Genomic DNA, 26,211 nt, shown 5'->3' with positions numbered 1-26,211 from the left:
GAATGCTCCGAAAAAAACCCGGCAAAGGCTTTTCCATAAAAATTTTCTTTGGTTAGCTGAGCTGAGCTTGACATACGGGGATTCTCATTCTACTGAAAAGTGACTCAGTGAAAGAGTCAAAAAATTTTTGGGAGAGTGAAACCATGACGAAAGCTGAACTGGTCGAGAAGATCTACGCCAAAAGCGGACTTGAGACGAAAGTAAAATCGGAAGCAGCTCTGGACGCTGTGATTTCTGCCATCTCTGAGTGTCTTGCTTCTGGCGATTCCATCACCCTGATGGGCTTTGGCAGCTTCAAGGTTGTCAAGCGTGCACCTCGTACCGGCCGTAACCCTCGCACCAACGAGAAGATTGAAATCCCCGCCTGCTCCGTTGTGAAGTTCCTTCCCGGCAAGGCTCTTAAGGATGCTATCAAGTAACAGCGCTTCGAGCGTCTGTGGAATAGGCCGTCCGCGTTTGCGGGCGGTCTGTTTTTTTAATCGCGCCGGATGCTCCGAGCGGGGCCGCGCGCCCCACTTCGGAATCGTCGCCCTCTCCCCGGCGCTGCCGCCCCCGGGCAGCAACGCCCCGCAGAGCCCGAAATCCCCCGGGCGCAGATGAGCCCGACGACTTTGTACCAGAGAAGGCGAAAAACAGTACGCGGTTGTATCGCCCTTTCCAGCTGCATTCCAGCAACGGTTTGAGATCGTTGATTTTCATAGTTTGGCACGACTTTTGCTTCATAAGTAGCAACCATGCAGGCAAAAAGGAGACGGCCATGAAGATCAGATCACTGCTGCTCAGTGTTTCCCTCGTCGTACTGATGACGGGCTCCGCCTTCGGTGCAGAGCTTCCCAAAGTCACCATTCTGGCCACCGGCGGCACCATTGCCGGTTCCGCATCGTCGAGCACCCAGCTGACGGACTACAAGGCCGGCGACCTCACGGCACAGCAGCTCATCGACGCCGTGCCCTCCATCTCCACCATCGCCAAGGTGTCGGCCGAACAGATCGCCAACACAGCAAGCGGCAATCTCACCTTTGAGGACTGGCTCAAACTCGCCAAGCGGGCGAATGAACTTCTCGCTACCGACGATTGCGACGGCATTGTGGTCACGCACGGCACGGACACGCTGGAGGAAACGGCGTACTTCCTGAATCTGGTGGTCAAGAGCGACAAGCCCGTGGTGCTCGTGGGCGCCATGCGTCCGGCCACGGCCATCAGCGCCGACGGTCCGCTGAATCTGCTCAACGCCGTGGGCGTGGCCGGTTCCGAAGAAGCCAGGGGCAAGGGCGTGCTCGTGGTCATGAACGGACAGATCAACGCCGCCCGCGAAGTGACGAAGACCAACACCCTCGCCGTGGAAACCTTCAAGACTCCGGACTTCGGCATGCTCGGCTATGTGATCGACTACAAGCCCGTGTTTTATCGCGCTCCCGTGCGCAAGCATACCAAGGATACGGAATTCGACGTTTCCAAGCTGACGACGCTGCCCCGCGTGGACATTGCCTATCAGACGCTCGGCGGCGACGTGAACATGCACAAGGCTTCCGTTTCTTCCGGCGCAGAGGGGCTTATTGAAGCCGGTTCCGGCTGCGGCAGCCTTTCCAACGTTTCCCGGGCCATTCTGACCGAAGCCTCCAAGAAGGGACTTATCGTCGTGCGCAGTTCCCGTACCGGCTCCGGCATGGTCACTCCGAGCAGCAAGGATGCGGAGCCCGGATTCCTCACGGCCGACAATCTGAATCCGCAAAAGGCCCGCGTGCTGCTCACTCTGGCCCTGACCGTGACCCGGGACCGCAACGAAATTCAGCGCATGTTCGCCACATATTGACGGCAGAGCGCGGGGCCTGACCCCGCAGGACTAGGGGGTCTCTGTACGCCATGCGCGTAAGCGGGCCCGCAAGGGCCCGCTCATGCGCCCTCCCGGTCGAGGCCGAACGCGCAAAACATTTCTCTCCATCGCCTTATTGATGGAACAACGCAGCACAAGGAGGAGACAGAAGCACAGATACGGAACAGGAAAGCTCTTTGGTTGAAGTAGTAGAGGAACAGACGAGAAGCGCCGGAAAACGCCTGAGAATGCGTTTTCCGGCGCTTCCGCGCACGAGCCTGCGAAAGGTCAGCGGCCTATTTTTTTCTTCATGTCGGCCACGGAGAGATGCTCCAGCTTGTGAATGCGCACAAGGTAGAGCACGGCGGCGACGCTGAGGCCCACAATGAGCGCCACCCAGAAGCCGAGCACGCCCAAGGGCTGCGGCGTGAGCAGATCGGTCATGCACAGCGTCCAGCCGAGGGGCAGGCTGACTATCCAGTACGCCACGAAGGAGATGCAAAAAATGGCCTTGGTGTCGTTCCAGCCGCGCAACGAGCAGAGGGTATTGGTCTGCACGCCGTCGGGGAACTGGTAGAACACTTCGCAGATCAGAAGCAGGCTGGCCATCTGAATGACGGCCTGATCTTCGGTATACAGGGCCGCCACGGGATAGCGCACGAGATAAATGAGCGCGGCCAGCACGCAGGCCATGGCAAGCGTGATGGCGAGCGCGGTGAGTCTGGCCCGTCTGGCGGCCTCGATGTCGCCCGCGCCGAGCAGCGTGCCCACGCGGATGGTGGACGCCGCGCCGATGGAGAACGGACACATCCACACGAAGGCGCTCACGTTGATGGCAATCTGATGCCCAGACACGGTGGTAACGCCGAGCGGGGAAACGATGAGCGCAATGAGGGCGAAGGCGGCCGTTTCGTTGAGCATGGCAAATGCGCTCGGCAGGCCTATGCGCGCCATGCGTCTGAGAATGGCTGACGAGGGCTTTTCCAGGGCGAGGGCGGGCCTGTCGGTATGAATGACGAAGAACGTCATGGATGCGGCCATGAACCAGAACAGAATGGCCGTGGCCACGCCGCAGCCTGCGGCACCCATGGCGGGGAGTCCGAACTTGCCGAACACGAAGATGATGTTGAGCGGCACGTTGAGCGCAAGCCCCACGAATCCGGCCACCATGGCGGGACGCGTTCTGCCGTGGCCTTCCAGAAAGCAGCGCTGCACCACGAAGAACATGAGCGCGGGCACGCCCCAGAGCACGGCGAAGAGGTATTCCGACGTTTTCTGTGCAAGCTGCGCGTCCATGGTTCCCCATTGGACGATGGTGCCGCTGATGACAAGGAACACGGCCATGAGCAGCACGGAAATGCCTGCGGCAAGCCACAGGCCCTGACGCAGAAAATGCCTGCTCTTGATCCTGTTGCCCGCGCCGAGCGCCTGCGCCACGAGGGGCGTGATGGCCATGAGAAGTCCCTGCCCGAACATGGTTCCGGGAATCCAGAACGACGTGGCCACGGCGACGGCCGCCATATCGACGGTGCCTGCGCGCCCGGCGACCACGGTGTCCACGAAGGACATGGCAATCTGCGCTATCTGCCCGAGAAAGACGGGAACGGCGAGAAAGACCAGGTTGCGGGCTTCCTGTTTGCTGAAATGCCTGAACATGATGGCTCCTCCCGGTGGGAGAGGAGGTCTTGCGGGGAAGAGAAGCCGGACGGGCTTCCCTGTTTCGAACCTCATCCCTTTTTCAGGTTACGGTTTGAAAGGCGACGCTCTCGGCTGCGGCCCGAAGGCGCGGCAGGCGACGCCGAAAACGCGGAGCGCTGCTCCGAACAAAAAACGGCCGAACATTCGGCAGGGCGGCGACCTGCGCAGACAAGGCAGGTTTTTCCGGAACATGTTGCGCCGACGCCCGTCGGCAAACAAAGGGCGGACAGCTCGGCGGAAGCCGTCCTCGGGAAAGACGACTCGCGGGGCTGCCCTTTCGCGGGAGCGTTCTGAACCTTGCGCAATGCGGCGCTTCCGCGCGTCTCCGGCCTCGAAAGCCGGGCGCGATGCGGCGGAACCTGCGGCAGGCAAAACGCTTTGCTCAAAGCGCTCCGCGTTGTGAAGCCTGCGTCGCGCGAAGTGCTCGCCGGAAAACGCGCGTCGTTTTCCCGTCTGCGCCGTGCAGGGCCGCCGAGCTGCGCCAAAGGCCGAGCTCCGGGCCTGAAAACGACGTCAACAGCGAGTCTGAGACGGCGCACCGCGCGTTGTCCAACGCCGCGCCGAAACGTGACGCAATCCGCTCCAGCGCGGATACCCCGACGCGGACCCTCGACCCACCTGATGCGACCGCCCCAGACTCGGAGTTCCCTGACGCTGCCACGCGGACGAGAAGCGCCTGACGCGCCTCGTTCCGCAAGGAACTCTCCGACGCGAGTCCATCCGGCGCGGACCGCCCTGAGGATGGCCGCTCCGAGGCTTTCTTCTCCCCGGCACAAAATCTGCGCCGGACGCCGTTCCCTTGCCGCGCGTCCGCGCCCCACGGCCTTGCCGTGCAACGCGCTCCATGGGGCTCCCGCGTCGACAGCTCTTGCCGCATCTCCGCGGACGAGGCAGTTCTGCGCGACGCGCAAAACACCTTTCTGCGCCGATCAAGGCAGCTCCCTCACCTCGTGCAGAGACTTCCGACCGACGGGGAAAGAAAAGTGCCGGGACTCTCTCAGCCTCACGAAGCGGTGGCCGGAGGCCGAAAGCGATGAGCCGTGCGGAAAATGCCCTCCGCCCCGCGCAACAGCTGTGCGGCGTCGGCGCTTCCGCCGTGCCTCGGGCCATTCTTTCATCGGCACGCGCCCACGAAACGCACGGAGCGTCCGCCGAGAGTTCCACAAGCCCTTCCGTGCGCCTTCCAGAGGCTCGCGCGCACGCACGGCCCGGCAAAACGTTCTTCGCCGTCGCTGAAACGCAGCGGATCACGCGCCGCGCATCGTCAAAAAAATATTCCTTCGTTTAAACTCGAAAACCCGTCGGCCGCCGAAGCGGGAGACGGGAACGAGTCCACGAAGGAAATACCTTACTTGCCCAGCTTCTTGAGAAGGGTGCGCACGGTGTCGGACAGTTCGGCACCCTTGCCGACCCAGGCCTGAAGCTTTTCGTTGTCGACGCTCAGGGTGCCGGGGTTGGTGTTGGGGTTGTAGTAGCCCAGAAATTCCAGCGGGCGACCGTCACGGCGGCTGTCGCTGTTGATGGCCACGATGCGGTAGAAGGGACGCTTCTTGGAACCAGAGCGGGTCATTCTCACTTTAACGGACATATCTCACTCCTGATAGGGATAGGCAGCGGGGCTACCTTTTTTTGTTTTTACGTTTCTGCTTGTCGCGTTTCTTCTTGGTAGCGGACTTTCCGCTGCCAGGGATTCCGGGCACACCGCCGGGCAGTCCCGGCATTCCGCCCATTCCCGGCAGACCGCCCATGCCGGGCAGACCACCCAAGCCCGGCATGCCGCCCATGCCTCCCAGCCTGTTCATCATGCCCTGGGGAATTCGGGGCGCGTGACGGTTGGGCTGCATCATGGACTGCATCATTTTCTTCATCTGTTCGAACTGGCGCAGAAGCGTGTTCACGTCCTGCACCTGTGTGCCCGAACCCTTGGCGATGCGGGCCCTGCGGCTGCCGTTGATGATGTCGGGGTTGCGGCGCTCCTGACTGGTCATGGAGTTCAGGATGGCTTCCGTCTTGTTGAGTTCCTTTTCGTGTCCGCTCATGTCGCCGAGCTTGCTCGCGAGACCGCCGAGGCCGGGGATCAGCTTCATGATGGATTCAAGGGAGCCCAGCTTGCGCATGTGACGCATCTGGGTGCGGAAGTCTTCAAGGTCGAACTTGGCCTTCTGCATCTTCTTGGCGAGAGCTTCGGCCTCTTCGGCCTTCATTTCGCTCTGCGCCTTTTCCAGCAGGGTGAGCACGTCGCCCATGCCGAGGATGCGGCCCGCAACACGGTCGGGATGGAACACTTCCATTTCGGAAAGCTTTTCGCCCATACCGACAAATTTTACCGGCGCGCCCGTGACCGACTTGATGGAGAGCGCCGCGCCGCCGCGGGCGTCGCCGTCCATCTTGGTGAGGACCACGCCCGTGATGCCGAGATGTTCATTGAACGATTCGGCGACGGTCACGGCGTCCTGACCGGTCATGGCGTCCGCCACGAACAGGATTTCCTGAGGATGCACCGCGCCCTTGATGGACACAAGTTCCTGCATGAGCGGCTCGTCCACGTGGAGACGGCCCGCGGTGTCGAGAATGACCACGGTGCACTGCTTCGCCTTCGCGTCCTCCACGGCCGCGCGGGCGATGTCCACGGGATTCATGTCCGGCGTGGACTCGAAGCAGGGGATGTCGAGCTGTTTGGCCAGCGTGCGCAGCTGATCGATGGCGGCGGGACGGTACACGTCGGCGGGCACGAGGTAGGGGCGCATCTTCTGCTTGCGCAGAAGAAGGGCCAGCTTGCCCGAAGACGTGGTTTTACCGGAGCCCTGAAGGCCCACCATGAGAATGACCGCGGGCTGCGCGCCCTGCAGCTTGAGTTCGGTGTCGTCGCCGCCGAGCAGCTTGACCAGTTCGTCGTGAACGACCTGGATGACCTGCTGCGCGGGCGTCACGCCCTTCATGACCTGCACGCCGAGCGCGGCCTCGCGCACGCGATCCACGAATTCCTTGACGATCTTGAAGTTGACGTCGGCTTCAAGAAGCGCGAGTCGGACTTCACGAAGAGCGTCCTGGATATTGGATTCCGTGAGCTGAGCGCGACCGCTGAGATTGCGGAACACGCCGGAGAGTCGGTCTGTCAGGCTTTCAAACATCGTTTTTCCTGTTCTTATGACTTGGAACTAAGAACCGTTACGCAACTTTTTCCTGCAAGTCAAGTCAAACATGTTCCGTGTGCGGAAGATGCGCTTTGCGCGTTCCGCCCGGGGCGTCTTGCCTCTTGCCCTCCCCGGCCGCGGCGGGTATTCTTGTCTCCCCCTCGGGAAACAGAAATTCAGGAGATGTCATGTCTGTCATCATGGGAACCGCCGGTCATATCGACCACGGCAAGACGTCGCTCATCAGGGCGCTTACGGGAATAGACTGCGACCGTCTCGGCGAGGAAAAGCGCCGCGGCATCACCATTGAACTGGGTTTTGCCTACGCCGATCTTCCCGGCGGAGAACGCATGGGCATCGTGGACATGCCCGGTCACGAACGCTTCGTGCGCACCATGGTGGCCGGAGCCTCCGGCATCGACTTCGTGCTGCTGGTCATTTCCGCCGACGAGGGAGTCATGCCGCAGACCCGCGAGCATCTGGAAATCTGCACGCTGCTCGGCGTTCGTCACGGCATCGTGGCCCTCACCAAGACGGACATGGTGGACGAAGAAATGCGGGAACTCGCAATGGAGGACATCCGCGACTTTCTCAAGGGCACCTTTCTGGAAGGCGCGCCCATCTTCCCCGTTTCTTCCGTGACCGGCGAAGGCCTCGACGCGCTGCGCGCCGCCATCGTGGAGGAAAGCCGCCGTCAGCCCCGCCGCCGCTCCGACCTGTTCCGTCTGCCCGTGGACCGCGTGTTCTCGCTCAAGGGGCACGGCACCGTGGTCACCGGCACGCTGGTTTCCGGCTCCGCCGCCTGCGGCGACGAAGTGGAACTTCTGCCCAGCGGCCGCCGTTCGCACATCCGCAGCATTCAGAGCCACGGGCAGGGGCAGGAAAAGGCCGAGGCCGGACACCGCATTTCCCTGAATCTGCACGGCCTCTCCGTGGAGGACGTCAGCCGCGGCGACGTGGTGACACACGTGGGCACCATGAAGAACTCCAGGCGCTGGATCGTGGAGCTGACCTGTCTCAAATCCTCGCCCCGCGGACTGCGCCATCGCGGCGAGATTCATTTCCATCACAGCGCCCGCGAGCTTGCCGCCCGCCTCTACTTCTACGATCGCGACCGCCTGGAACCGGGCGACACCGCGCTGGTCGAAGTGCATTTTTCCGAACCCGTGGCCGGCATTTTCGGCGACCGCTGCATCGTGCGCGCCTTTTCTCCGCTGCGCACCGTGGCCGGCGGCTCCATCCTCTATCCTCTGGATACCGCGCCGCGCCGCAGTCACATCGACGCCGCCATGCAGGCGAGGCTTCTCTCGCTGCCGGACGCCGACGACCAGACGCGCATCGGCGTGCAGCTGGAACTTGCCGGACGCTTCGGCGCAACGCTTGCGGATCTCTCCATCCTGACCGACCTCAGCAGAAAGTCGCTGGAAAAGCACCTGCAGACCATGTCCGGCAAGGGCAGCGCCCTGTGCTGGGACAAGGACGCGAAGTGCTGGATTTCCTCGCTGTGGCTGGACAAGCTCCTGGAGCGCGCGCTCGCCGCCACGCGGGCCTTCCACGAGAAGAATCCGCTGGAACACGGCATGGCCAAGGGCGTCATTCTTGCGGGCATGGGCGCGGGCGTTCCGCCCAAGCTCGCGCACTTTGCACTTGAGCGGCTCATCCGTTCCGGCCGCCTCGCGGCCGAAGGCGAACTGCTCAGACTGCCGGAACACAAGGTTTCGCTGGCCGACGATCAGCAGGCGCTCAAGGAAACCCTGCTCAAGGCGCATCTCGACTCTCCGCTCATGCCGCCCAACCACACGGAACTCTTTGCCGAACTCGGCATCACCGCGCGTCAGGCGCAGCCCATATTCAAAATTCTGGTCTCGGAAGGCGCGCTGGTGAAGATTAAGGAAGATCTTTACTACCTTTCCTCCGTGATGGACGATCTGCGGGAAAAGGTGAAACAGTTCCTGCTGGAACACGGCGAAATCACGCCCGGCGATTTTCGCGACATTTCTGGCATTTCGCGCAAGAACGGCATAGCGCTGCTCGAACACTTCGACAAGGAGCAGCTCACCATGCGCGTGGGCGACAAGCGCGTGCTGCGCGGCAGGAGCGCCTAGCATGGCCTGCGTGGTGGCTCTGGATTTTGAAACGTCCGACAAGTACGCCGACAGCGCCTGCGCTCTGGGCATGTCGCGCATCGAGGGCGGTCGGGTGACGGACAACTGGTACAGCCTCATCCGCCCGCCGCGTTCCACGGTGTACTTTACCGAAATTCACGGGCTCACCTGGGACATGCTCAAGAATCAGCGCACCTTCCCCGAACTGTGGCCGGATATCTCCGCCTTTCTGCGGGACGCGCGTCTGCTTGTGGCGCACAACGCCACCTTCGACAGGCGCGTGCTTTTCGGCTGCTGCCGATCCTTCGGACTGGATGCGCCGAACATTCCCTTCGCCTGCACGGTGAAGGGTTCGCGGCGGGGTCTGCGTCTTCCGCATCATCGCCTGAACGACGTGTGCGCCTATCTCGGCCTGGAGCTGGATCATCACAACGCGGCTTCCGACGCCATGGCCGCGGCCAACATCTATCTGCATCTGCGCTCGCTCGGCATGACGGACGAGGAGATGATGCTGAAAGGATAAATACCGGCTTCGCGTCTTGTCCGCGGAAGCCCGACGGGCTATACTGACGCCAGCAAATCTGTTGTGAGGTTGTCATGATTATCGAATGTCCTTCCTGCCGCTTCAGGCGCGACGTGCCCACGGCCTCCATCCGGCCCGGAAAGAAATACAAGGTGACCTGTCCGCGCTGCTCCGCCGTGTTCCATTTCTCTCTGCCGGAAGAGGAAACGCCCGCGCAGACCGAGCCGCAAAACGCCGCCGCTCCGCAGCCTTCCGAAGCCCCCGCCGCCGAACAGAAACCCGCGGTGCCCCATCTTTCCACGGAGCAGGAAGGCGACGATCCGCTTCCTCCCGGAGCGCAGATTCCGCAGTTCAACCGCGAGGAGCCCGCGCCTGAAAAGAAGGAAGAGGAAAAGCCCGAGGAAAAGACTCCCGAGCCGCACAAGAGCGCCGGACTCTGGGAACGCTGGCAGAACATGCGCGAACACGTGCGCCAGTACGACGAAGGGCAGGAGGAATCCGCCTCCCGCAACGACGGCCGCCCCGACGGCGCACCCTGGGAAAGCCCCGAATACTACGGCTTCTGGGGCAGCTTTTCCCGCACGCTGCTCGGCGTTCTCTTTCACGCGCCGGACTTCTTCCGGCATGTGCGCTGCAACTTTTCGGTCATCCGGCCCATCCTCTTCTACGTGCTGCTGAGCCTCTTCCAGATGCTCGCGTCGCGCCTGTGGTCCATGAAGGCCCTGCGGGAACTCACCGCCACGGCCACCGATCCGCAGACCCTGGCCATGGCCGAAACGCTCATGAAAAGCATGAACCTGCCGCTCATGCTGCTCGTGACGCCGTTCTTCTCCATTTTTCAGGCGGTGATTCTGGCCGGTCTCTATCATCTGATGATACGCATGGTGCAGCCGGACAAGGCGGACTTTTCCACCACCCTGCGCGTGGTGTGCTACAGCGCCGCACCGCTCGTGCTGTGCATCGTGCCCATGGTGGGCAGCCTCATTGCGTCCATCTGGTTCGTGGCCGCGGCCTTCATCGGCTGCAAGTTCGCCCTGAACCTTTCCTGGATGCGCACCCTGCTTGCTCTGCTGCCCCTGTACATTCTGGAATTCGCCCTGGTTTCACAGATTCCCGCCTTCATGGCGGGCGCGGCCTGATCCTCGATCTCTGAACCTTTCCCGACGACGTCGGGCGTCAGGGGTTCCGCCGGTTTCGGCGGAACCCTTTTTTGCGGCCAGATTTCCGCAGAACGCTGCAAAAAACGGGGGACCGACCGCAGGGGCGGCATCCCCGATGAGCGTTTCATGCACGGAATCCACGGAAGCCGACCGCGACCGGATTGCGCCCGGCACGCCGTATGCGGGCAGAGTCGTCTTTCCGGGATGTTCGTCCACGCGCGACCATGCGTCTCGCTCCGCCAATATCTATGGATGCACGCGCCCGGCTGCCCAGCCGTTGCCGACCGGCGTGTCGTCTGCCGCGTCGGAAGGATGCCGGGTGCTCTGTCGCCCGAAGCGCCGCGTGCCCCTCAGCCTCCCTTGACAGCGTCGCCGCCCTCCCCGGCGACTCCCTCGCCCCGGCCTGTGTGCCGCCCCGAGGAAACTCCTTCCACAACCAGCGGGCCCTCGCGCGCCGGAAACCCCTTCCACAACCGGACGCACTGCAACGCGACGCCTTCGCCCTGCCCGAAAAAAGCACCGGACGCGCCCTTCTTGACTATATGAAGATAAACGGATATATTACATTGATAAAACTTGATATTTGTTATATTTCAGAAGGTTATGAAAGCTCTCCGGTATCTCAAAGCCCTTTCGGATGAAACCCGCCTGCGTCTGGCGCTGGTTCTTTTCCACTACGAGCTGTCCGTGAACGAGCTGGTGTCGCTTCTCAACATGGGGCAGTCGCGCATTTCGCGACACCTCAAGATTCTCACGGAAGCGGGCCTGCTCCAGTCGCGTCGCGACGGCCTGTGGGTCTTTTACTCCGCCGAGCCGGAGGGGCCGGGGCACGATTTTCTGAGCAGCGTCGTTGCCTTCGCGCAGGACGACGAGGCCTGCCGCGCCGATCTCGACATGGCTTCGCGCATCATTGAGGAACGCGCCCTGAAAACAAGGCAGTTCTTCAACGAAATCGCCGACGACTGGGATGAAATGAACCGTGAGATTCTCGGCGACTTTTCCCTGCCGGACGTGATTCTGCGCGCCGTGCCGGAGAACTGCGGCGTGGCCGCCGACCTCGGCTGCGGCACGGGCGAGGTGCTGGAGCATCTGCGCGGAAGCTGCCGGGAACTCATCGGCGTGGACGATTCCCCGCGCATGCTGGAGCTGGCCCGCCGCCGCTTCGGCGACAACATGAACGGCATTTCCCTGCGCATCGGCGAGCTCGACTATCTGCCGCTGCGCGACGGCGAAGCGGATTTCATCTGCATCAATCTTGTGCTGCATCATCTTTCCCGTCCGTCCACCTCGCTGGGAGAAATCGCCCGGGTGCTGCATCCCGGCGGGCTCGTGCTGGTCACCGATTTCGATCAGCACACGCAGGAGTCCATGCGCACCATGTACGGCGACCGCTGGCTCGGCTTCTCTCTCGACGAACTCTCTTCCGCGCTGACAAAAACAGGGCTCTCCATTGTGGACTACCGCCGTCAGCCGGTGAAAAAAAATCTGGCGCTTCATCTCATTCTGGCCCGCAAGCCTGCGGCGTCCTCCGCCGCGCTGTAATCTTTTCTAACCCTTCCACGGAGCAATCATGTCCGCCAAGAATCTCGATCTGTCTCTGGACTACAAAATCGCCGACATCAACCTTGCCGACTTCGGCAAGAAGGAAATCCAGCTCTCCGAGCGCGAAATGCCCGGTCTCATGGAGCTCATCCGCCGCTACGGCGACAAAAAGCCCCTCAAGGGCCTGAAAATCAGCGGCTCTCTGCACATGACCATTCAGACGGCCATGCTCATCCGCACGCTCTACGAGCTCGGCGCTGACATCCGCTGGGCTTCCTGCAACATCTTCTCCACCCAGGATCACGCCGCCGCGGCCATCGCCGAACAGGGCATGGCCAAGGTGTTCGCCTGGAAGGGCGAATCCCTGGAAGACTACTGGTGGTGCACCGAAATGGCCCTCACCTGGCCCGACGGCTCCGGCCCCGACCTCATCGTGGACGACGGCGGCGACGCCACCCTGCTCATCCACAAGGGCGTGGAGGCGGAAAACGATCCTTCCGTGCTGAACCGCGAGCCTTCCTGCAAGGAAGAAGGCATCATCATGGAGCGCATCGCCCTCTCCCTCACCAGTGATCCCTACCGCTGGCACCGCGTGGCCGCCGCCGTCCGCGGCGTGTCCGAAGAAACCACCACCGGCGTGCATCGCCTCTATCAGATGGAAAAGGAAGGCAAACTGCTCTTCCCCGCCATCAACGTGAACGACTCCGTCACCAAGTCCAAGTTCGACAACCTGTACGGCTGCCGCGAATCCCTGGCCGACGGCATCAAGCGCGCCACCGACGTCATGGTGGCCGGCAAGGTCGTGGTGGTCTGCGGCTTCGGCGAAGTGGGCAAGGGCTGCGCCGCCTCCATGCGCGGCTTCGGCGCCCGCGTGCTCGTCACGGAAATCGACCCCATCTGCGCTCTTCAGGCCGCCATGGAAGGCTATCAGGTGGTCACCATGGAAGACGCCCTGCCCTACGGCGACATCTACGTCACCTGCACCGGCAACTGCGACGTCATCACCGGCGAACACATGATGGGCATGAAGGATGAAGCCATCGTGTGCAACATCGGTCACTTCGACAGCGAAATCCAGATGTCCTGGCTCGAATCCAATCCCGAATGCCGCAAGATGGAAATCAAGCCGCAGGTGGACAAGTGGTTCCTGCCTTCCGGCCGTTCCATCATCGTGCTGGCCGAAGGCCGCCTCGTGAACCTCGGCTGCGCCACCGGCCACGCGAGCTTCGTGATGTCCAACTCCTTCACCAATCAGGTGCTCGCCCAGATGGATCTTGCCGCCAACAAGCACGAAGTGCGCGTCTATACTCTGCCCAAGAAGCTCGACGAAGAAGTGGCGAGGCTCCACCTCGACCGCCTCGGCGTGAAGCTCTCCAAGCTCACCCAGAAGCAGGCCGACTACATCGGCGTTCCCGTGGACGGCCCCTTCAAGAACGACATGTACCGCTACTAAGCCTCAGGCGCGCTTCCGCCTTCCGCGCGGAGCGCAGAGGCTGTCAAAACAAAAACGGGCTTCCGACGAGGAGGCCCGTTTTTGTTTGCGTTGCTGCCGATGAAACATGCGCGGATGTTCAAAATTCCGTGTAGCTGCCGCCGGTGAAGGGCATGCGCAGGGAAGGGAGCGTGCGTTCAAGCAGCACGCCGTCGCGGTGCGGCGTGTCGTAGCCGTAGGTGGCCTGAATGCCGAGGTACACGAAGTGCACGGCCCGATCCACGGCCACGGGAAGGGAATCGCCGAGCAGAAGGCTCCCCGTGAGCACGCTGGCAAAGGCGTCGCCGGTGCCGGGATAGAAGGCGTTCAGATGCGGCACCTCCACCTGCCAGAACCGACGCCCGTCGTAGGCCACGGTGGACGTGTTCGCCGCGCAGGACGCGGGCGCGCTCGTGATGACCACGCCCGAAGGCCCCATGGCCGCCAGCGCGCAGAGCTGATCGCGCAGGCCGTCGCGGCTGATGTCGGGCCGGAAGTCTTCGCCCAGAAGAAAGGCCGCTTCCGTGAGATTGGGCGTGATGACGTCGGCCCGGCGCACGAGTCTGCGCATGGCCTCCACCATTTCCGGCGTCTGCGTGGGATCGAGCGCGCCGTTGTCGCCGAGCACGGGATCCACCACGGCAAGGCCGCCCGGCGCGCAAAATTCCCGGATGCAGCGCTCGGCCAGACCCGACTGATCCGGACTGCCGAGAAAGCCGGAATACACGGCGTCGAACCTGAGGCCGAGGCGCGCCCAGTGATCCATCATGGGGCCCATCTGATCGGTCAGATCAAGGAAGGTGAAGTCGTCCACGCCCGAAGTCTGAGAAGAGAGCACGGCCGTCGGCAGCGGGCAGACCTGAATGCCCATGGTGGCCAGAATGGGAATGGCCACGGTGAGAGACGCCCGGCCGAAGCCGGAAAGATCGTGTATGGCCGCAACGCGGAGAACGGGAACTCCCTGCATGACTGCTCCTTTACCGCCGAGGCGGCAGAACTTGTGAGGGCAGTCTAAGCGCAACTACCCGTTTTGTCATCAACATTTCCCCGCCACCAGCCGGATCCCCGGCGGGAAAGCGCGACTTTTCCCCGAAACGCGCGTTTTAATGCTTGCCCGGAAACGGCTCTCGGCTTACACATAGAGCTTGCCGCGCCCCTTTCGGGGGGAGGCTTTCGTCGCGCCCTGAACCGTCCGACTTGACGGGGGAAGAAAGGCGCGTTATACCTGCAAGTTCCAATCTCAGTAAGGAGACCGCGCGTCATGAAAAGAACGTATCAGCCCAGCAAGATCAGCAGAAAGCGTACTCACGGCTTCCGCGCCCGCATGAGCACCCCCAACGGTCGTGCCGTCATCAGCCGCCGTCGTGCCAAGGGCCGCAAGACTCTGTCCGCCTAAGCAAGCGATGCGCTTCCCGGATCTCTTCCCTCAGGAAAGTTCCGGGCAGACCATGCAAATGTTTCGGGCGCGGCGTTTCGCCACGCCCACATTTTGCGTTTAACTCTGCTCAAGCGCAGCATGGATTCCCTCCATGTCACTGACCTGGCCCAGAGAACGACGCATCACCCGCAGGGCGGAATACACCGCCTGCTACAACGGGGGAGAGCGTCTGTTCACAAAATATTTCGTTGTGTTCGCCCGTAGCTCCGGCACGTCCGGAGCCGGGCGTCTCGGGCTTGCTGTCACAAAAAAATGCGGCAACGCCGTGGCGAGGAACCGCATCAAGCGCGTTCTTCGCGCTTTCTTCCGCCTGCATCAGGATGAAATGCCCCCCATGGACATTGTCGTCACGCCCAAAAAGCATCTGCGTGCCGACAAGTTCGGTCTCGGCCTCGCGGAAGCCGAACTTCTGCCTCTGCTCGCCGAACTCTCTTCCGCGTCGGCCGCCGGCCTCGACGTTTCCACGCCATCGGGAGATCCGGCATGACTCTCGCCCAGCGGCTTCTCATTCTGCCCATCCGGTTCTACAAGCGATGCATCTCGCCGCTGTATCCTCCCTGCTGCCGCTTCTATCCCTCCTGTTCCACCTACGCCATCCAGGCCATTGAAATGCACGGCCCCGTCAAGGGCCTCTGGCTGGCCGTAAGGCGCATCCTGCGCTGCCATCCCGGCAACCCGGGCGGCTTCGATCCTGTGCCCCCCCTCTCAAACGATCATCCCTCTGCGCCCGACGCAGACTCTCAGGAACGTCATGGATAACCGTCGCCTCATCATCTCCGTCGTCATCTGCATTGTCCTGCTCTTCGGCTGGCAGGCCTTTTCCTCCTACATGGGCTGGATTCCTGAACCCGCTCAGCCCACGGCCGAAGAACAGGCCGCTGCCCAGGCTCCGGCTCCCGTGCCCGCCGCTCCCGTGGTTCCCGTGGCCAAGTTCGAGCCTTCCGAAGGCCGCGAAGTCCGCGTGAACACCCCTCTGTACGAGGCCGTCTTCCATTCCGGCGGCGGCGTGCTCCAGTCGTTCCGGCTGAAGAACTACAAGGCCAGCATCGCTCCCGACTCCCCGCTGTTCAACATGGTTTCCCCCGCCGCCGCCACGGTGGCTCCCATGGGTCTGCTCGTCAACGGCCAGCCTTCCTGGAACATGGGACAGTGGAGCTTCGACGGTTCCGACGTCAATCTTGAAAGCGGCGACGCCACCCTCACCTTCGTGGGCGAACTGAACGGCGTGCGCATCAACCGCGCCATCACCTTCCACGCAGACACCTATCTCATGGATGAAAAGGTGACCCTCACCGCCGCCGAGAACTCCCCCGCCACCCGCATTTCCTACAACCTGGGCGCCACGGACTTCAGCGGCAAGAGCAACTACGACACCATGAGCATGGCCTGGGATCTCAAAGGCTCCCTCGAACGCGACACCGACGTGGACGACCTCACCAAGGAAGGCGTGATGAGCTCCGGCGAAATCTACTGGGCCGGCGTGATGACCAACTATTTCCTTTCCGCCGTGCTGCCCGAAATGGGTCAGAACAGCGTGTTCAAGGGCCGCATCACCGACGGAGGCGTCTGGCGCGCCGCCGTGGAACTGCAGGACGTGAACCTCACCGCCGGTCAGCCTTCCGAGCTCAAGACCTCCTGGTGGATAGGCCCCAAGAGCCGCGATCTGCTCGACGCGGCTCCCAACAAGCTGAAGTCCTCCATCGACATGGGACTTTTCACCTTCCTCGCCGTGCCGCTGCTCAAGCTGCTCACCATCTTTGAAGAATTCCTCGGCAACTGGGGCTTCGCCATCATTCTGCTGACCATTCTCATCAAAATCGTGTTCTGGCCGCTCTCCCGCAAGAGCTTCAAGTCCATGGAGCAGATGAAGAGACTCCAGCCCATGATGAAGCAGCTGCAGGAAAAGTACAAGAACGACAAGGAAGCCCTCAGCCGCGAAATGATGCAGCTCTACAAGACCTACGGCGTCAACCCCATGGGCGGCTGCCTCCCCATTCTCATTCAGCTGCCCGTGTTCATCGCCCTCTATCAGGCCCTGCTCAACTGCATCGAACTGCGTCACGCCTCCTTCATCACCTACCTGCCCGGCACCGACATCTTCTGGCTCGCCGACCTGTCCGTAAAGGATCCGCTCTACATCACGCCGCTCGTCATGGGCGCCACCATGTTCCTGCAGCAGTGGCTCAGCCCCGCCATGGGCGATCCGCAGCAGCGCAAGATCATGCTCATCATGCCCGTGGTATTCACGGTCATGTTCATCAACTTCCCCTCCGGCCTGGTGCTGTACTGGCTCTGCAACAACATTCTGTCCATCATCCAGCAGTCCTGGACCCTGCACAAAACCAAGTAGCAGGGGAAAAATATGAGCGAATCCAAAGAATTTCTTGGTAAAACACTGGATGCGGCCATCGCGGAGGCGTGCTCCTATTACGATGTGCCCAGAGAAAAACTGGAAATAGAAATCATTGAAGACGCAAAAACGGGCATCTTCGGCATCGTAGGCGCCCGCAAGGCAAAAATACGCGCCCGCCTGGCAACGCTCCCCGACTTCATGCAGGGATCGTCCGCCCAGGAAAAATCCGAACGCCAGGAAGGCCGCCGCCGCGGACGCAACGAACGCCGCCGCGAAAAGGCCGACGCTTCGGACGCTCAGAAAGAAGAACAAAGAGAACGCAAGGAAAAACGCCAGGACGCGGAACGGGAAAATCCGGAAGAAAAATCCGAACGCGTGCTGCCCGCCATACGCACGGCGGGCGTGCCCGCTCTGAATCCGGCCGGCCCCAGCGCCGAAGCCGAAGCCGACGAGCAGGACAAGACCGAAGACGCCGAGGACGCTCCCCGCGCCCGCCGTTCCCGCCAGAATCGCGGTGCCCGCAAGGAATCCGCGCAGAAGGGCGAAGAGAACGACGGTCTGGAAAGCTCCCTGCCCCGCGTTCCCCTGGCCGAACTGGATCAGGAACGTCTCACGGAAATAACCAAGAACATCGTCAGCCGCCTGGTGGCCCCCATTCTGGACATGGATCCGGAAAACGTGGACCTCTCGGTGGAAATCGGCGAAGACCGCGTGCAGATTTCCGTGAAGAGCGAAGACACGGGTCTGCTCATCGGCCGCGACGGACAGAACCTCGCCGCCGTGCAGTACCTCGCCTCCCGCATGATTACGCGCGCCATCGGCTCGCAGGTGCGTCTGCAGGTCGATGCCGGCGACTATCACGTCCGCCAGGACTCCCGCCTGCAGGAACTCGCCCTCGCCCTCGCCGAAAAGGTGAAGGCCACCGGCAAGGTGCAGACCACCCGTCCGCTCAGCGCCTATCAGCGAAGAGTCATCCATCTGGCCCTTCAGGACGATCCCGACGTGCAGACGCGCAGTTCCGGCGAAGGGGCGCTCAAACACGTTGTCATCCTGCGCCGCAAGGACTAACATGATGCGCCCGGCAGACAGCGAGTTTGCCGGGCGCTTTCGTTCCCCATCCGCTCCGGCTCACGCGCTCCGAAGCGGCCACGCTCCAACGCCGCGCGCCCTTTTCCCGACAGCACGCCGCATCGTTCTCCGCACGGGAAAGCACTCTTAAAAAGGAGTTTCTGATGAACAAGCCAAGCATCGGCCTCGCCCCCGAAGGGGCTCCCATCATCGGCCTGCTGACGATCCTTTCCCTCTGCTCCGCCATTCTGGACTGGTGGCCCGTCACGATTGCGGCCCTCATCCTGCTGTGGTTTTCCGTCCATTTCTTCCGCGATCCCGAACGCGTGGTGCCGCAGGAGGAAAACATCGCCGTGAGTCCCGCCGACGGCCGCGTCGTCCGCATGGAATCCCGCGTGGATCCCATGAGCGGCGAAACCAGGCTGTGCATCTCCATCTTCATGAACATTTTCAGCGTACACGTGAACCGCGTTCCCGTCTCCGGCACCATCACCGGCATACGCTATCTGCCCGGCAAGTTCCTCAACGCCGCGCTGGACAAGGCTTCCGCCGACAACGAACGCTGCCTCTGGCAGATGCGCGACGACAACGGCGACTCCTGGACCTTCGTGCAGATCGCCGGACTCATCGCCCGCCGCATCGTGCCCCACGCCGAACAGGGCGATTCCCTCAAAAGAGGACAGCGTTTCGGCATGATACGTTTCGGCTCCCGCGTTGACGTCTATCTGCCCGCCGACTATACTTCTGCAGTTTCCATCGGCGAAAACGTCTTTGCCGGTCAGACTGTTCTGGCCAAGAAGTCCGCTTCCGAAGAAGCGTAAGAGAGGCTCTCATGCGCGATCCCAACAAGCCCGTTCCCCGCGGCGTCTATATTCTGCCCAATCTGTTCACCACGGCCAGCCTCTTCGCCGGCTTCTTCAGCATCATTCTCGCATTCAAGGATCAGTTCGATCTCGCGGCCTGGGCCATTCTCGTGGGCGCCGCCATGGACGGACTCGACGGCAAGGTGGCGCGACTCACCGGCACGGCCAGCCAGTTCGGCATCGAATACGACTCCCTCGCCGACGACGTGACATTCGGCGTGGCTCCCGGCCTGCTTGCCTACGCCTGGCAGCTGCACAACTTCGGCCGTCTCGGCCTCGCCGTAGCCTTTCTGTTCTGCGGCTGCGCCGCCCTGCGCCTGGCCCGCTTCAACGTAGGCGTGTCCACCACGTCCAAACGTTTCTTCGTGGGACTGCCCAGCCCCGCCTGCGCCTGCGTCATGGCCACGTTCGTGCTGTTCATGCCCTACTATCCCGACTTCCTCATGCCCATCCTGCCCGGGCTGACGCTGATCCTCTCCGTCGTCGTGCCGCTGCTCATGGTAAGCCGCGTGCGCTATTTTTCCTTCAAGGAATTCGGCTTCATCAAGGCCCATCCCTTCCAGACCATGGTCGCCACGCTCATCGTGCTCAGCATGGTGTTCTCGCTGCCGCGCCTGTTCTGCTTCCTCATTCTCATAGGCTACGTCATTTCCGGCCCGGCATACACCTACATTCTGCGCCGCAGAGGCCGTCAGCTTGATCCTGAAGCCGCCGACGCCGCCAAGGCCACAGCCAAGACTGAAACGGCTGCCGAACAGACCACAGAATAGCCCTCCGCATGTTTTGCTGCCGAAAAGGCCGTCGCTTCCAGAGCGACGGCCTTTTCTTTTGCCGGCAAAGCTCCTGCGCGCCGGACAACTCTCTCCCAGCCTGCACACGCGCCGAACGCGCGTCCCCCTCCGCCGTTTTCCTTTTCCGCGTCCGCCTCTCCACGCTCCGGCAAAGCTTCGCGCCGAGAAGCTTCCGCCTGCCCCCTTGCGCAGAAGCAACGCCACTGTGTTACGTTATCTTACAATTCTGCCAAAGTGTTGCACCATCTTGTTGAGCGCGCGCCTTTTCCGCTATACTGCGTCTGCAATCAACCTCATGCCACAGAAGGTATTATGAACAATATTGCTCGTCGCCGTTTTCTGGCCCTGAGCTGCTGCGCGGCCGGAGCCTCCCTTTTTCCCTCCCTCGTCTCCCCGGCTCAGGCCGCAACCCTCGGCACCGCCGAGGTCAACCGCCTCTTCCAGAAGCTCGGAGCCGAAAAGAAGGCCCCCAAGGAACTGGACGCATGGATTCATGACCCCGCCGCCCAGAAAATCGCGCCCTATCAGGCTTTCGACAACGTCTGGCAGGTAGGCATCGCCTGGGTGTCCTCCTGGGCCGTCAAAACCAGCGACGGCTGGGTGCTCATCGACACCACGCACGAACCCTTTGTGGATTTTCTCATCGACAATCTCCGCACCGTGGGCATTGCACAGGAAGACGTCAAACTGGTGCTCATGACGCACGGGCATTTCGATCACGTGGGCGGCTACTACCGTCTGAAGCCGCTGCTGAAAAACGCCCGATTCGTCATGACGGAACGCGGCTGGAACGAGGCCTTCCGCTACGCAGGCGAAAGCAGGGGAACGCCCAAGGAATGGAAAATGCTCGAAGAAAAGGACGTCGTGGCCAAAGACGGAGATCAGCTGCGCTGCGGAGACAGCGTGTTCACCGTGCTTGAAACGCCGGGACACACCTGGGGCACGGCTTCGTACATGTACGACGTGCGCCGGGGCGACAAGAGCTACAAGGCCGTCACCGTGGGCGGACAGGGGCTGAACGCCATTGAAGGCCCCGACCAGGTCCGAGCCTATATCAAAAGCATGGAGCGCCTCGGCCAGCCTTCGCTGAACATTGAAGTGGACCTCGCGGCCCACCCCTTCTCCTCCGGGCTTGCGGATCTCATTCCCGCGCTGCGCAGCCTGAAGCCTTCCGATCCTCATCCGCTCATCAACCGCGCCGCCTACCTGAACCGCCTGAAAAAGCTCAACGAGGGCGCCGCCGCCCGGCTGAAGCAGGAACTGGCCAAGGCCGGAGCCTGACGCGCCGAAGCCGCCGTCAGCAACTACGCGCACCGGGGGCAATCGCCGAAAACAGCTCAGCATGCAGGAAAAGGGCCCCGTCCTGCAATGCAGAACGGAGCCCTTTTCCTGCATGAACAACATGTTCTGCGCCGGACGTCAACGCCGGCAAATCTTCTCTTTTCTTTCAGCGCCGTCAGGAGAATTTCCGCCGCATTTTCCTGCAACCACGCCTAAAAATCTCTGCGACCGCGTGCCGCGGACAATGGCCGCTCGGCGGTTCTACCGATAATTTTCCAGCAGAAACATGGGCTTGATGGCCACTACCTCGTCGTATTCCGTCTGGTTGACCTTCACGCCCGAATTCAGTGAGCGAAGCACGGCCTTCATATCCTCATACGCTTCGGGAATGGTTTCGGAACGGCCTTCGCGTATGGAGCGCATCATGCGCGTCAGCGTGGCCGGATGCGCGTAGCGGGCGGGCAGCGGGAAGTCGGGATAATCGCGCAGGTAGGCCTCCAGATCGTCCCGGGCTCTGTCCAGCGCGGCCGCAATGGCGCGGCTGTTGTTGCGCGCCGTGGGCAGCACGTGGGCGCTGGCAAAAAAGAACAGCGCGGCAAGACCGATGAGCGTCACGTACATGCCGTAATCGCCCGATCCGGTCAGCCACGTGTAGGCGCCGTAGACGGACGCCGCGAGCGCCAGGCAGAAAATGGCGAGCGCCACCCACTTGTGCGCGGGATTGGTGAGCTGATCCACGCGTCTGGCCTTGCTCGCCGCGGCAAGCCGCGTGGTCAGATCGGGGCGCTTTTCAAGAAATTCCCGGGCCTGGCGCAGCTCATTGAGGCTTTTCTCCGCCGCGGGAGAAAGGTGCTTCACATATCTGGCCTCTTCCGCAGCCCTGGCCTCGGCGAGCTTTCGGGCCGCCGCCTCGGACATGGTCTTGATGTGCGGAAAGCGATGCTGAATTTCCGCAAGCATCATGTCCACATGGCTTTCATGCTTGAACGTACACTGCACATGCTCCCCGTTGTCGTATTCCACCACCAGATAGGGAATGGAGCCGAAGATGCCCTTGCCGGTGAAGCCGCCCTTGCTCATGGCCACGCGCTTGTAGGCGCGCTGAATGTTGGACGCGGGAATGTAGAAGCGGCGCTCCATGAAAATACTGTTCAGGTACAGCGCCTTCTGCCCGACGCCGCAGGGACCGAAGACAAGGCAGGACTTTCTATCCTCCTTCAAATCCTTGTCGTTCAGCCCTGCGCTGCCGAGTCTGGCCGGTTTGAAATACAGCATCACAACTCCCGGAGAGATGAAGTTTGGTTCATGCGCCAGGCGCAGAACAAAGAAAAAGGGGGCCGTCTCTGCGGACGGCCCCCTCGCACTCTGAAACAGAGGGATCTGGAGCGCCTCGGCGTTCCGTCACTGCATGTTCAAAAGAAGGCAGCAGCCTCTTTCAGAAGTTTTTCCGCGCCGCCTTTGAAAAGCGGCCGCAGCGTTACGCGTGCCTGCGGGTGGCGCGCAGGAACAGGCTGAGGAACAGCGCGGCCACGACCACGCCGATCACATAGGCCACGGCGGTGGGCAGCTTCACCACAAGGCCGAGGCATTCGGGGGCCATGCAGAAGTAGGTGCTCGACACGGCGCTCATGAAGGTGGCGGGCACGGCGGTGATCCAGTAGTTCTTCTTGTTCAGGAAGAGGTACATGGAGGCGGCCCAGAGCACGATCATGGCCAGGGTCTGGTTGGTCCAGCTGAAGTAGCGCCACACGATGGTGTAGTCGAGCTGGCTGATGAGCGCGCCCGCGCCGAGCAGCGGCACGCAGAAGAGGAGACGGTTCTTGTAGCTGGTCTGGGAGACCTTGAACCAGTCGGCCAGCACCAGACGGGCGGAACGGAAGGCCGTGTCGCCGGAGGTGATGGGGCAGGCGATGACGCCGACCATGGCAAGGCCGATGCCTATGCCGCCCATGGTCTTGCTGCACACGTCGTAGATGGCGGCGGACTGACCGGCGCCGAGGCTGGCGAGCAGACCGGTGGTCTGACCGTTGGTGACTTCATAGATGGTGCAGCCGGCGGCGGCCCAGATGAGGGCGATGATGCCTTCGCACACCATGGCGCCGTAGAACACGAAGCGGCCCTGATGTTCACTCTTCATGCAGCGGGCCATGAGGGGCGACTGCGTGGCGTGGAAGCCGGAAATGGCGCCGCAGGCCACGGTGATGAACATGAAGGCCCAGATGGGCGTTCCCTTGGGATGCATGTTGGTGAAGTGATCCCAGAGTTCGGGAATCTGGTAGGCGGGATCAATCACAATGCCAGCGCCCACGCCCACGGCCATGATGACGAGGCAGACGCCGAAGACGGGATAGATCTTGCCGATGATCTTGTCGATGGAAATGAAGGTGGCGATGAAGTAGTAGATCAGCACCACGGTCAGCCAGAAGGAAGCGTTCAGCAGAATGCCGGAAGCGCCGGCTTCGCTGCACAGCTTAACGATGAGGCCGGCGGGACCAACGGCGAACACGGTGCCGACCATGACGAGCAGCACCACGGAGAAGACGCGCATGACGGTCTTCATGGTGGAGCCGAGGTAGATGCCGGTGATTTCGGAAACCGAAGCGCCGTTGTTGCGCTCACTGGTCATGCCGGAGAAGAAGTCGTGGACGCCGCCGGCGAAAATGGTGCCGAAGGTGATCCACAGGAACACCACGGGGCCCCAGAGCGCGCCCTGCAGCGCGCCGAAGATGGGTCCGAGACCGGCGATGTTCAGCAGCTGAATGAGGAACAGCTTCCACTGGGGAAGCACCACATAGTCAACGCCGTCGTTGATGACGACGGCGGGAGTTTCCCGGTCGTCCGGACCAAAGGTGTTCTCTACCATCTTGCCGTAGGTAAAGTAGCCTATGATCAGAAGAGCCAGGCACAGAAAGAAACTAACCATACAAACAACCTCTCAAGTGTCGGCGTCCTCTCCATGCATCCCTCATGCAGGGAAGGCGCCGAAGATTCTAGAAGGCAAGTATTCCACTTGACAAATTTATGCAAGGCGATACATTGACCGACCCTTGAGCTTTTTGAGAAAAAAAGCTCTAATCGGGCCATATCACATATCTTTATTTAATATGTTTTTTTGAAGGCCGTCGTCCGGGCACAAGACGTTATTCCGAAGCCTCCGCACATGCCGAAAATCGCGCTGCGGCGTTGTTGGCGCGCCTTGAAGCACAACAAACGCCGCGCCCGGCCCGATGCAGAAAGACGATTCGCGTCCGAGACGCCTTTTGCGCCGAACGCCGGACAAGACCGCCCCCTTCCTTTTGAGCCTGAAAAGGCCGCGCCCGCCCGAAGGCATCCTTCTGCCGGCAAAAAAATTCAGCCTCAACGGAAGGTCAGGCGCATCTGATACCAGGAAACGTCGCCGTGCGTGGACGACGAAAGTCCTTCGTTCTCAAAGCCGAGCGAGGCGTAATAGGGCACGAGCCTCTCCTTGCAGGTAAGCACCACGCCGAGCTTTCCCCGCTTCCGCGACTCTTCCGTCAAATGACGCACCAGCATGGCGGCATAGCCCCTTCCGCGATGCTCAGGCAGCGTGTTGAGTCCGAAAATCATCTGCCAGCGGCCGTCCGGCCTGTGCAGCGAGGCGTCCGCGTACATTTCATCGCGCAGGTCGGGTTCGTCCGTAGCCATGCCGTCGATGAACGACGCCAGACGCCCGTCCTCAAAAAGCAGCCAGAAGCAGTCGGCATACGCCTCCAGACGCTCCCGGAATTCCTCCTCCGTGGCTGCCTCACTGGCAGGAAAACAGCGCCTTTCCACCTCGGCCACGACCGCAAGATCGGCCAGTGTCGCATTTCTTATGAGCATGAATCCTCCGGCATCGCCTGCGGGCACAGCATATTCCCAAAAGGAGCGGCCCCACGGCGCGGCTCCGCTACTGCGCGCAGGGAGCCTCGAAACGTTTGGCGCACGAAACGCAGGCGGACGGCGGATCCGCCGTCTGCACCGCGGCGCGGAAATCCGCATACCCGGGCTTTGCCCATATGGCAAGCGGACTCTCTTCCAGCACGTTGCCGAACACCGTGCGGTTCGGCTGAGGCTCGCGAAGAGGCACGTTGAGATATACACAGGGAGAAATATATCCTTCCGCGTCCACGTAAAGGGTCTTGTGCGCCCGCTCGCGACAAAAAGGCGCAGGCTCCGGCGCAGGGAGCGACGCATAAAAATCCCGTCCTGCGGCGCGCACCTTCGCGCCCACGTCCTCCAGCACCGCGCGGGCGGCCTCTATCTTCTCCCGCTCGTGAGGCGCAAAGGCTTCCTTCGCCATTTCCGGCGAGGGAATGTAGTCCATGGTGCTGATGACGGCCGCATGCACGCCCCACTCGTCCATGAGCTGCGGCAGGTTACGCACAGCCTCCACATTGGAGGCCAGCATGAGATAGGCCAGATGAATTTCCAGATGCACGGCGTTTCTTTTTCGCCGCGCCTGCTGAAGCAGACGCACCGCTTCCTTCACGCGGGAAAAGGGCACGGCCGCCCGCGCGCCGTTGCTGGCTTCGTCCGTGCCGACCAGGGAAAAGGCCACGATGTCCATGCCGCTCGCCACAATGCGCTCCGCCAGATTCTCGGTCATGCCGAGCCCGTAGGTCGTGGTGGACACTGCGCATCCGGCTCTTCTGGCCAGCTCCGCAAAATCCATGAAATGCGGGTTCAGAAAAGGCTCGCCCCAGCCCTGAAGATGCACGCGACCGGTCTTGACCATGACCGGCCAGAGCGCCGCAAAGGTCTCGGGCTTCATGTGCCGGCTCTTCCACACGTCGGCGCGCGTGGTGTGCGGACAGTAGGTGCATTTGCCCGTGCAGCAGGAAGTCACTTCCACCTGCAGGCATTCCAGCGCCCGGGGCTGAAACATCTCCCGAAATTCCTGAAGAAATCCGGGCGCGCGAAACTGCGCGAAAAGCCGTTCGACGTCAGAAGTCATGCCGTTTCTCCCCA

Annotated in this window: 23 protein-coding genes; 15 read left to right on the top strand and 8 right to left on the bottom strand. The window is 61.8% G+C overall.

Annotated features, from left to right (window positions below; all coding sequences use genetic code 11):
• Positions 1 to 107 precede the first annotated feature (107 nt).
• Positions 108 to 419: an HU family DNA-binding protein gene (locus tag ABGT79_RS08190; RefSeq protein ID WP_294445511.1), complete on the top strand. Its 312-nt coding sequence runs from the start codon at positions 108 to 110 to the stop codon at positions 417 to 419.
• Positions 420 to 757: 338 nt separating this feature from the next.
• A complete protein-coding gene (locus ABGT79_RS08185; protein WP_346665765.1) occupies positions 758 to 1,813 on the top strand; it encodes a type II asparaginase in 1,056 nt (351 codons plus the stop codon).
• Positions 1,814 to 2,101: 288 nt separating this feature from the next.
• On the opposite strand, the gene ABGT79_RS08180 is transcribed toward ABGT79_RS08185, so the two are convergent.
• The 3 genes from ABGT79_RS08180 to ffh all read right to left on the bottom strand — a co-directional run bounded on the left by ABGT79_RS08180 (position 2,102) and on the right by ffh (position 6,642).
• Positions 2,102 to 3,469 (bottom strand): MATE family efflux transporter, encoded by a 1,368-nt coding sequence (locus tag ABGT79_RS08180; protein WP_346665764.1) that lies wholly within the window; start codon positions 3,467 to 3,469, stop codon positions 2,102 to 2,104.
• A gap of 1,390 nt (positions 3,470 to 4,859) precedes the next feature.
• A complete protein-coding gene (rpsP, locus tag ABGT79_RS08175; RefSeq protein WP_346665763.1) occupies positions 4,860 to 5,099 on the bottom strand; it encodes a 30S ribosomal protein S16 in 240 nt (79 codons plus the stop codon).
• 31 nt (positions 5,100 to 5,130) lie between these two features.
• Positions 5,131 to 6,642 carry a signal recognition particle protein gene (gene ffh / locus ABGT79_RS08170; protein ID WP_346665762.1) on the bottom strand — a complete coding sequence of 504 codons (1,512 nt, stop codon included), beginning with the start codon at positions 6,640 to 6,642 and terminating at the stop codon, positions 5,131 to 5,133.
• 191 nt (positions 6,643 to 6,833) lie between these two features.
• On the opposite strand from ffh, the gene selB reads away from it, so the two are divergent.
• The 5 genes from selB to ahcY all read left to right on the top strand — a co-directional run bounded on the left by selB (position 6,834) and on the right by ahcY (position 13,428).
• Positions 6,834 to 8,750: a selenocysteine-specific translation elongation factor gene (gene selB, locus ABGT79_RS08165; RefSeq protein WP_346665761.1), complete on the top strand. Its 1,917-nt coding sequence runs from the start codon at positions 6,834 to 6,836 to the stop codon at positions 8,748 to 8,750.
• Position 8,751: 1 nt separating this feature from the next.
• Positions 8,752 to 9,273, top strand: coding sequence for an exonuclease domain-containing protein (locus ABGT79_RS08160; protein WP_346665760.1), 522 nt, complete (start codon positions 8,752 to 8,754; stop codon positions 9,271 to 9,273).
• A gap of 74 nt (positions 9,274 to 9,347) precedes the next feature.
• Positions 9,348 to 10,412, top strand: coding sequence for a YIP1 family protein (locus ABGT79_RS08155; protein ID WP_346665759.1), 1,065 nt, complete (start codon positions 9,348 to 9,350; stop codon positions 10,410 to 10,412).
• A gap of 624 nt (positions 10,413 to 11,036) precedes the next feature.
• The gene (locus ABGT79_RS08150; protein ID WP_346665758.1) at positions 11,037 to 11,975 is read left to right on the top strand and encodes a metalloregulator ArsR/SmtB family transcription factor; all 939 of its coding nucleotides are present in this window, start codon (positions 11,037 to 11,039) and stop codon (positions 11,973 to 11,975) included.
• A 28-nt stretch (positions 11,976 to 12,003) separates the two neighbouring features.
• Entirely contained in the window at positions 12,004 to 13,428 is a 1,425-nt protein-coding gene (ahcY, locus tag ABGT79_RS08145) for an adenosylhomocysteinase (RefSeq protein ID WP_346665757.1), read from the top strand.
• A gap of 118 nt (positions 13,429 to 13,546) precedes the next feature.
• Here the strand turns inward: ahcY and ABGT79_RS08140 are convergent, their stop codons facing one another.
• Entirely contained in the window at positions 13,547 to 14,413 is an 867-nt protein-coding gene (locus ABGT79_RS08140; protein ID WP_346665756.1) for a pyridoxamine kinase, read from the bottom strand.
• Between the two features lie 294 nt (positions 14,414 to 14,707).
• Between ABGT79_RS08140 and rpmH the strand changes: the two genes are divergently transcribed.
• From rpmH to ABGT79_RS08100, 8 genes are all read left to right on the top strand, one after another.
• The gene (gene rpmH / locus ABGT79_RS08135) at positions 14,708 to 14,842 is read left to right on the top strand and encodes a 50S ribosomal protein L34 (protein ID WP_294445518.1); all 135 of its coding nucleotides are present in this window, start codon (positions 14,708 to 14,710) and stop codon (positions 14,840 to 14,842) included.
• Between the two features lie 133 nt (positions 14,843 to 14,975).
• Positions 14,976 to 15,371 (top strand): ribonuclease P protein component, encoded by a 396-nt coding sequence (gene rnpA / locus ABGT79_RS08130; protein WP_346665755.1) that lies wholly within the window; start codon positions 14,976 to 14,978, stop codon positions 15,369 to 15,371.
• A complete protein-coding gene (gene yidD / locus ABGT79_RS08125; RefSeq protein ID WP_294487412.1) occupies positions 15,368 to 15,643 on the top strand; it encodes a membrane protein insertion efficiency factor YidD in 276 nt (91 codons plus the stop codon). The genes rnpA and yidD overlap by 4 nt, the downstream gene beginning before the upstream one ends.
• The gene (gene yidC / locus ABGT79_RS08120; RefSeq protein ID WP_346665754.1) at positions 15,636 to 17,234 is read left to right on the top strand and encodes a membrane protein insertase YidC; all 1,599 of its coding nucleotides are present in this window, start codon (positions 15,636 to 15,638) and stop codon (positions 17,232 to 17,234) included. Before yidD ends, yidC begins: the two co-directional genes overlap by 8 nt.
• A gap of 12 nt (positions 17,235 to 17,246) precedes the next feature.
• The gene (locus tag ABGT79_RS08115) at positions 17,247 to 18,305 is read left to right on the top strand and encodes a Jag N-terminal domain-containing protein (RefSeq protein ID WP_346665753.1); all 1,059 of its coding nucleotides are present in this window, start codon (positions 17,247 to 17,249) and stop codon (positions 18,303 to 18,305) included.
• Positions 18,306 to 18,469: 164 nt separating this feature from the next.
• Entirely contained in the window at positions 18,470 to 19,126 is a 657-nt protein-coding gene (locus ABGT79_RS08110) for a phosphatidylserine decarboxylase family protein (RefSeq protein ID WP_346665752.1), read from the top strand.
• A gap of 11 nt (positions 19,127 to 19,137) precedes the next feature.
• A complete protein-coding gene (gene pssA / locus ABGT79_RS08105) occupies positions 19,138 to 19,938 on the top strand; it encodes a CDP-diacylglycerol--serine O-phosphatidyltransferase (RefSeq protein WP_346665751.1) in 801 nt (266 codons plus the stop codon).
• A gap of 333 nt (positions 19,939 to 20,271) precedes the next feature.
• Positions 20,272 to 21,240, top strand: a complete 969-nt coding sequence (locus ABGT79_RS08100; RefSeq protein WP_346665750.1) for an MBL fold metallo-hydrolase — start codon at positions 20,272 to 20,274, stop codon at positions 21,238 to 21,240.
• A 261-nt stretch (positions 21,241 to 21,501) separates the two neighbouring features.
• Here ABGT79_RS08100 and ABGT79_RS08095 read toward each other — a convergent pair whose 3' ends face one another.
• The 4 genes from ABGT79_RS08095 to ABGT79_RS08080 form a co-directional block, all read right to left on the bottom strand.
• Complete coding sequence (locus ABGT79_RS08095) at positions 21,502 to 22,515, bottom strand: hypothetical protein (RefSeq protein WP_346665749.1); 1,014 nt, start codon at positions 22,513 to 22,515, stop codon at positions 21,502 to 21,504.
• Between the two features lie 202 nt (positions 22,516 to 22,717).
• Positions 22,718 to 24,163 carry a carbon starvation CstA family protein gene (locus ABGT79_RS08090; RefSeq protein WP_346665748.1) on the bottom strand — a complete coding sequence of 482 codons (1,446 nt, stop codon included), beginning with the start codon at positions 24,161 to 24,163 and terminating at the stop codon, positions 22,718 to 22,720.
• 434 nt (positions 24,164 to 24,597) lie between these two features.
• A complete protein-coding gene (locus ABGT79_RS08085) occupies positions 24,598 to 25,083 on the bottom strand; it encodes a GNAT family N-acetyltransferase (RefSeq protein WP_346665747.1) in 486 nt (161 codons plus the stop codon).
• A gap of 67 nt (positions 25,084 to 25,150) precedes the next feature.
• The gene (locus tag ABGT79_RS08080; protein ID WP_346665746.1) at positions 25,151 to 26,197 is read right to left on the bottom strand and encodes a radical SAM protein; all 1,047 of its coding nucleotides are present in this window, start codon (positions 26,195 to 26,197) and stop codon (positions 25,151 to 25,153) included.
• Between the last annotated feature and the right edge of the window lie 14 nt (positions 26,198 to 26,211).

The sequence above is a fragment of the uncultured Mailhella sp. genome (genome assembly GCF_963931295.1).
Classification (GTDB): Bacteria; Desulfobacterota; Desulfovibrionia; order Desulfovibrionales; family Desulfovibrionaceae; genus Mailhella.
The sequence above is the reverse complement of the archived record's forward strand: the minus strand, read 5'-3'. Positions and strand labels throughout refer to the sequence as shown.

Excerpts from the sequence above, each read along its gene's own strand:
- ABGT79_RS08185 (WP_346665765.1), top strand. The coding sequence starts at position 758 with ATGAAGATCAGATCACTGCTGCTCAGTGTTTCCCTCGTCGTACTGATG.
- ABGT79_RS08180 (WP_346665764.1), bottom strand. The coding sequence starts at position 3,469 with ATGTTCAGGCATTTCAGCAAACAGGAAGCCCGCAACCTGGTCTTTCTC.
- rpsP (WP_346665763.1), bottom strand. The coding sequence starts at position 5,099 with ATGTCCGTTAAAGTGAGAATGACCCGCTCTGGTTCCAAGAAGCGTCCC.
- ffh (WP_346665762.1), bottom strand. The coding sequence starts at position 6,642 with ATGTTTGAAAGCCTGACAGACCGACTCTCCGGCGTGTTCCGCAATCTC.
- selB (WP_346665761.1), top strand. The coding sequence starts at position 6,834 with ATGTCTGTCATCATGGGAACCGCCGGTCATATCGACCACGGCAAGACG.
- ABGT79_RS08160 (WP_346665760.1), top strand. The coding sequence starts at position 8,752 with ATGGCCTGCGTGGTGGCTCTGGATTTTGAAACGTCCGACAAGTACGCC.
- ABGT79_RS08155 (WP_346665759.1), top strand. The coding sequence starts at position 9,348 with ATGATTATCGAATGTCCTTCCTGCCGCTTCAGGCGCGACGTGCCCACG.
- ABGT79_RS08150 (WP_346665758.1), top strand. The coding sequence starts at position 11,037 with ATGAAAGCTCTCCGGTATCTCAAAGCCCTTTCGGATGAAACCCGCCTG.
- ahcY (WP_346665757.1), top strand. The coding sequence starts at position 12,004 with ATGTCCGCCAAGAATCTCGATCTGTCTCTGGACTACAAAATCGCCGAC.
- ABGT79_RS08140 (WP_346665756.1), bottom strand. The coding sequence starts at position 14,413 with ATGCAGGGAGTTCCCGTTCTCCGCGTTGCGGCCATACACGATCTTTCC.
- rpmH (WP_294445518.1), top strand. The coding sequence starts at position 14,708 with ATGAAAAGAACGTATCAGCCCAGCAAGATCAGCAGAAAGCGTACTCAC.
- rnpA (WP_346665755.1), top strand. The coding sequence starts at position 14,976 with ATGTCACTGACCTGGCCCAGAGAACGACGCATCACCCGCAGGGCGGAA.
- yidD (WP_294487412.1), top strand. The coding sequence starts at position 15,368 with ATGACTCTCGCCCAGCGGCTTCTCATTCTGCCCATCCGGTTCTACAAG.
- yidC (WP_346665754.1), top strand. The coding sequence starts at position 15,636 with ATGGATAACCGTCGCCTCATCATCTCCGTCGTCATCTGCATTGTCCTG.
- ABGT79_RS08115 (WP_346665753.1), top strand. The coding sequence starts at position 17,247 with ATGAGCGAATCCAAAGAATTTCTTGGTAAAACACTGGATGCGGCCATC.
- ABGT79_RS08110 (WP_346665752.1), top strand. The coding sequence starts at position 18,470 with ATGAACAAGCCAAGCATCGGCCTCGCCCCCGAAGGGGCTCCCATCATC.
- pssA (WP_346665751.1), top strand. The coding sequence starts at position 19,138 with ATGCGCGATCCCAACAAGCCCGTTCCCCGCGGCGTCTATATTCTGCCC.
- ABGT79_RS08100 (WP_346665750.1), top strand. The coding sequence starts at position 20,272 with ATGAACAATATTGCTCGTCGCCGTTTTCTGGCCCTGAGCTGCTGCGCG.
- ABGT79_RS08095 (WP_346665749.1), bottom strand. The coding sequence starts at position 22,515 with ATGCTGTATTTCAAACCGGCCAGACTCGGCAGCGCAGGGCTGAACGAC.
- ABGT79_RS08090 (WP_346665748.1), bottom strand. The coding sequence starts at position 24,163 with ATGGTTAGTTTCTTTCTGTGCCTGGCTCTTCTGATCATAGGCTACTTT.
- ABGT79_RS08085 (WP_346665747.1), bottom strand. The coding sequence starts at position 25,083 with ATGCTCATAAGAAATGCGACACTGGCCGATCTTGCGGTCGTGGCCGAG.
- ABGT79_RS08080 (WP_346665746.1), bottom strand. The coding sequence starts at position 26,197 with ATGACTTCTGACGTCGAACGGCTTTTCGCGCAGTTTCGCGCGCCCGGA.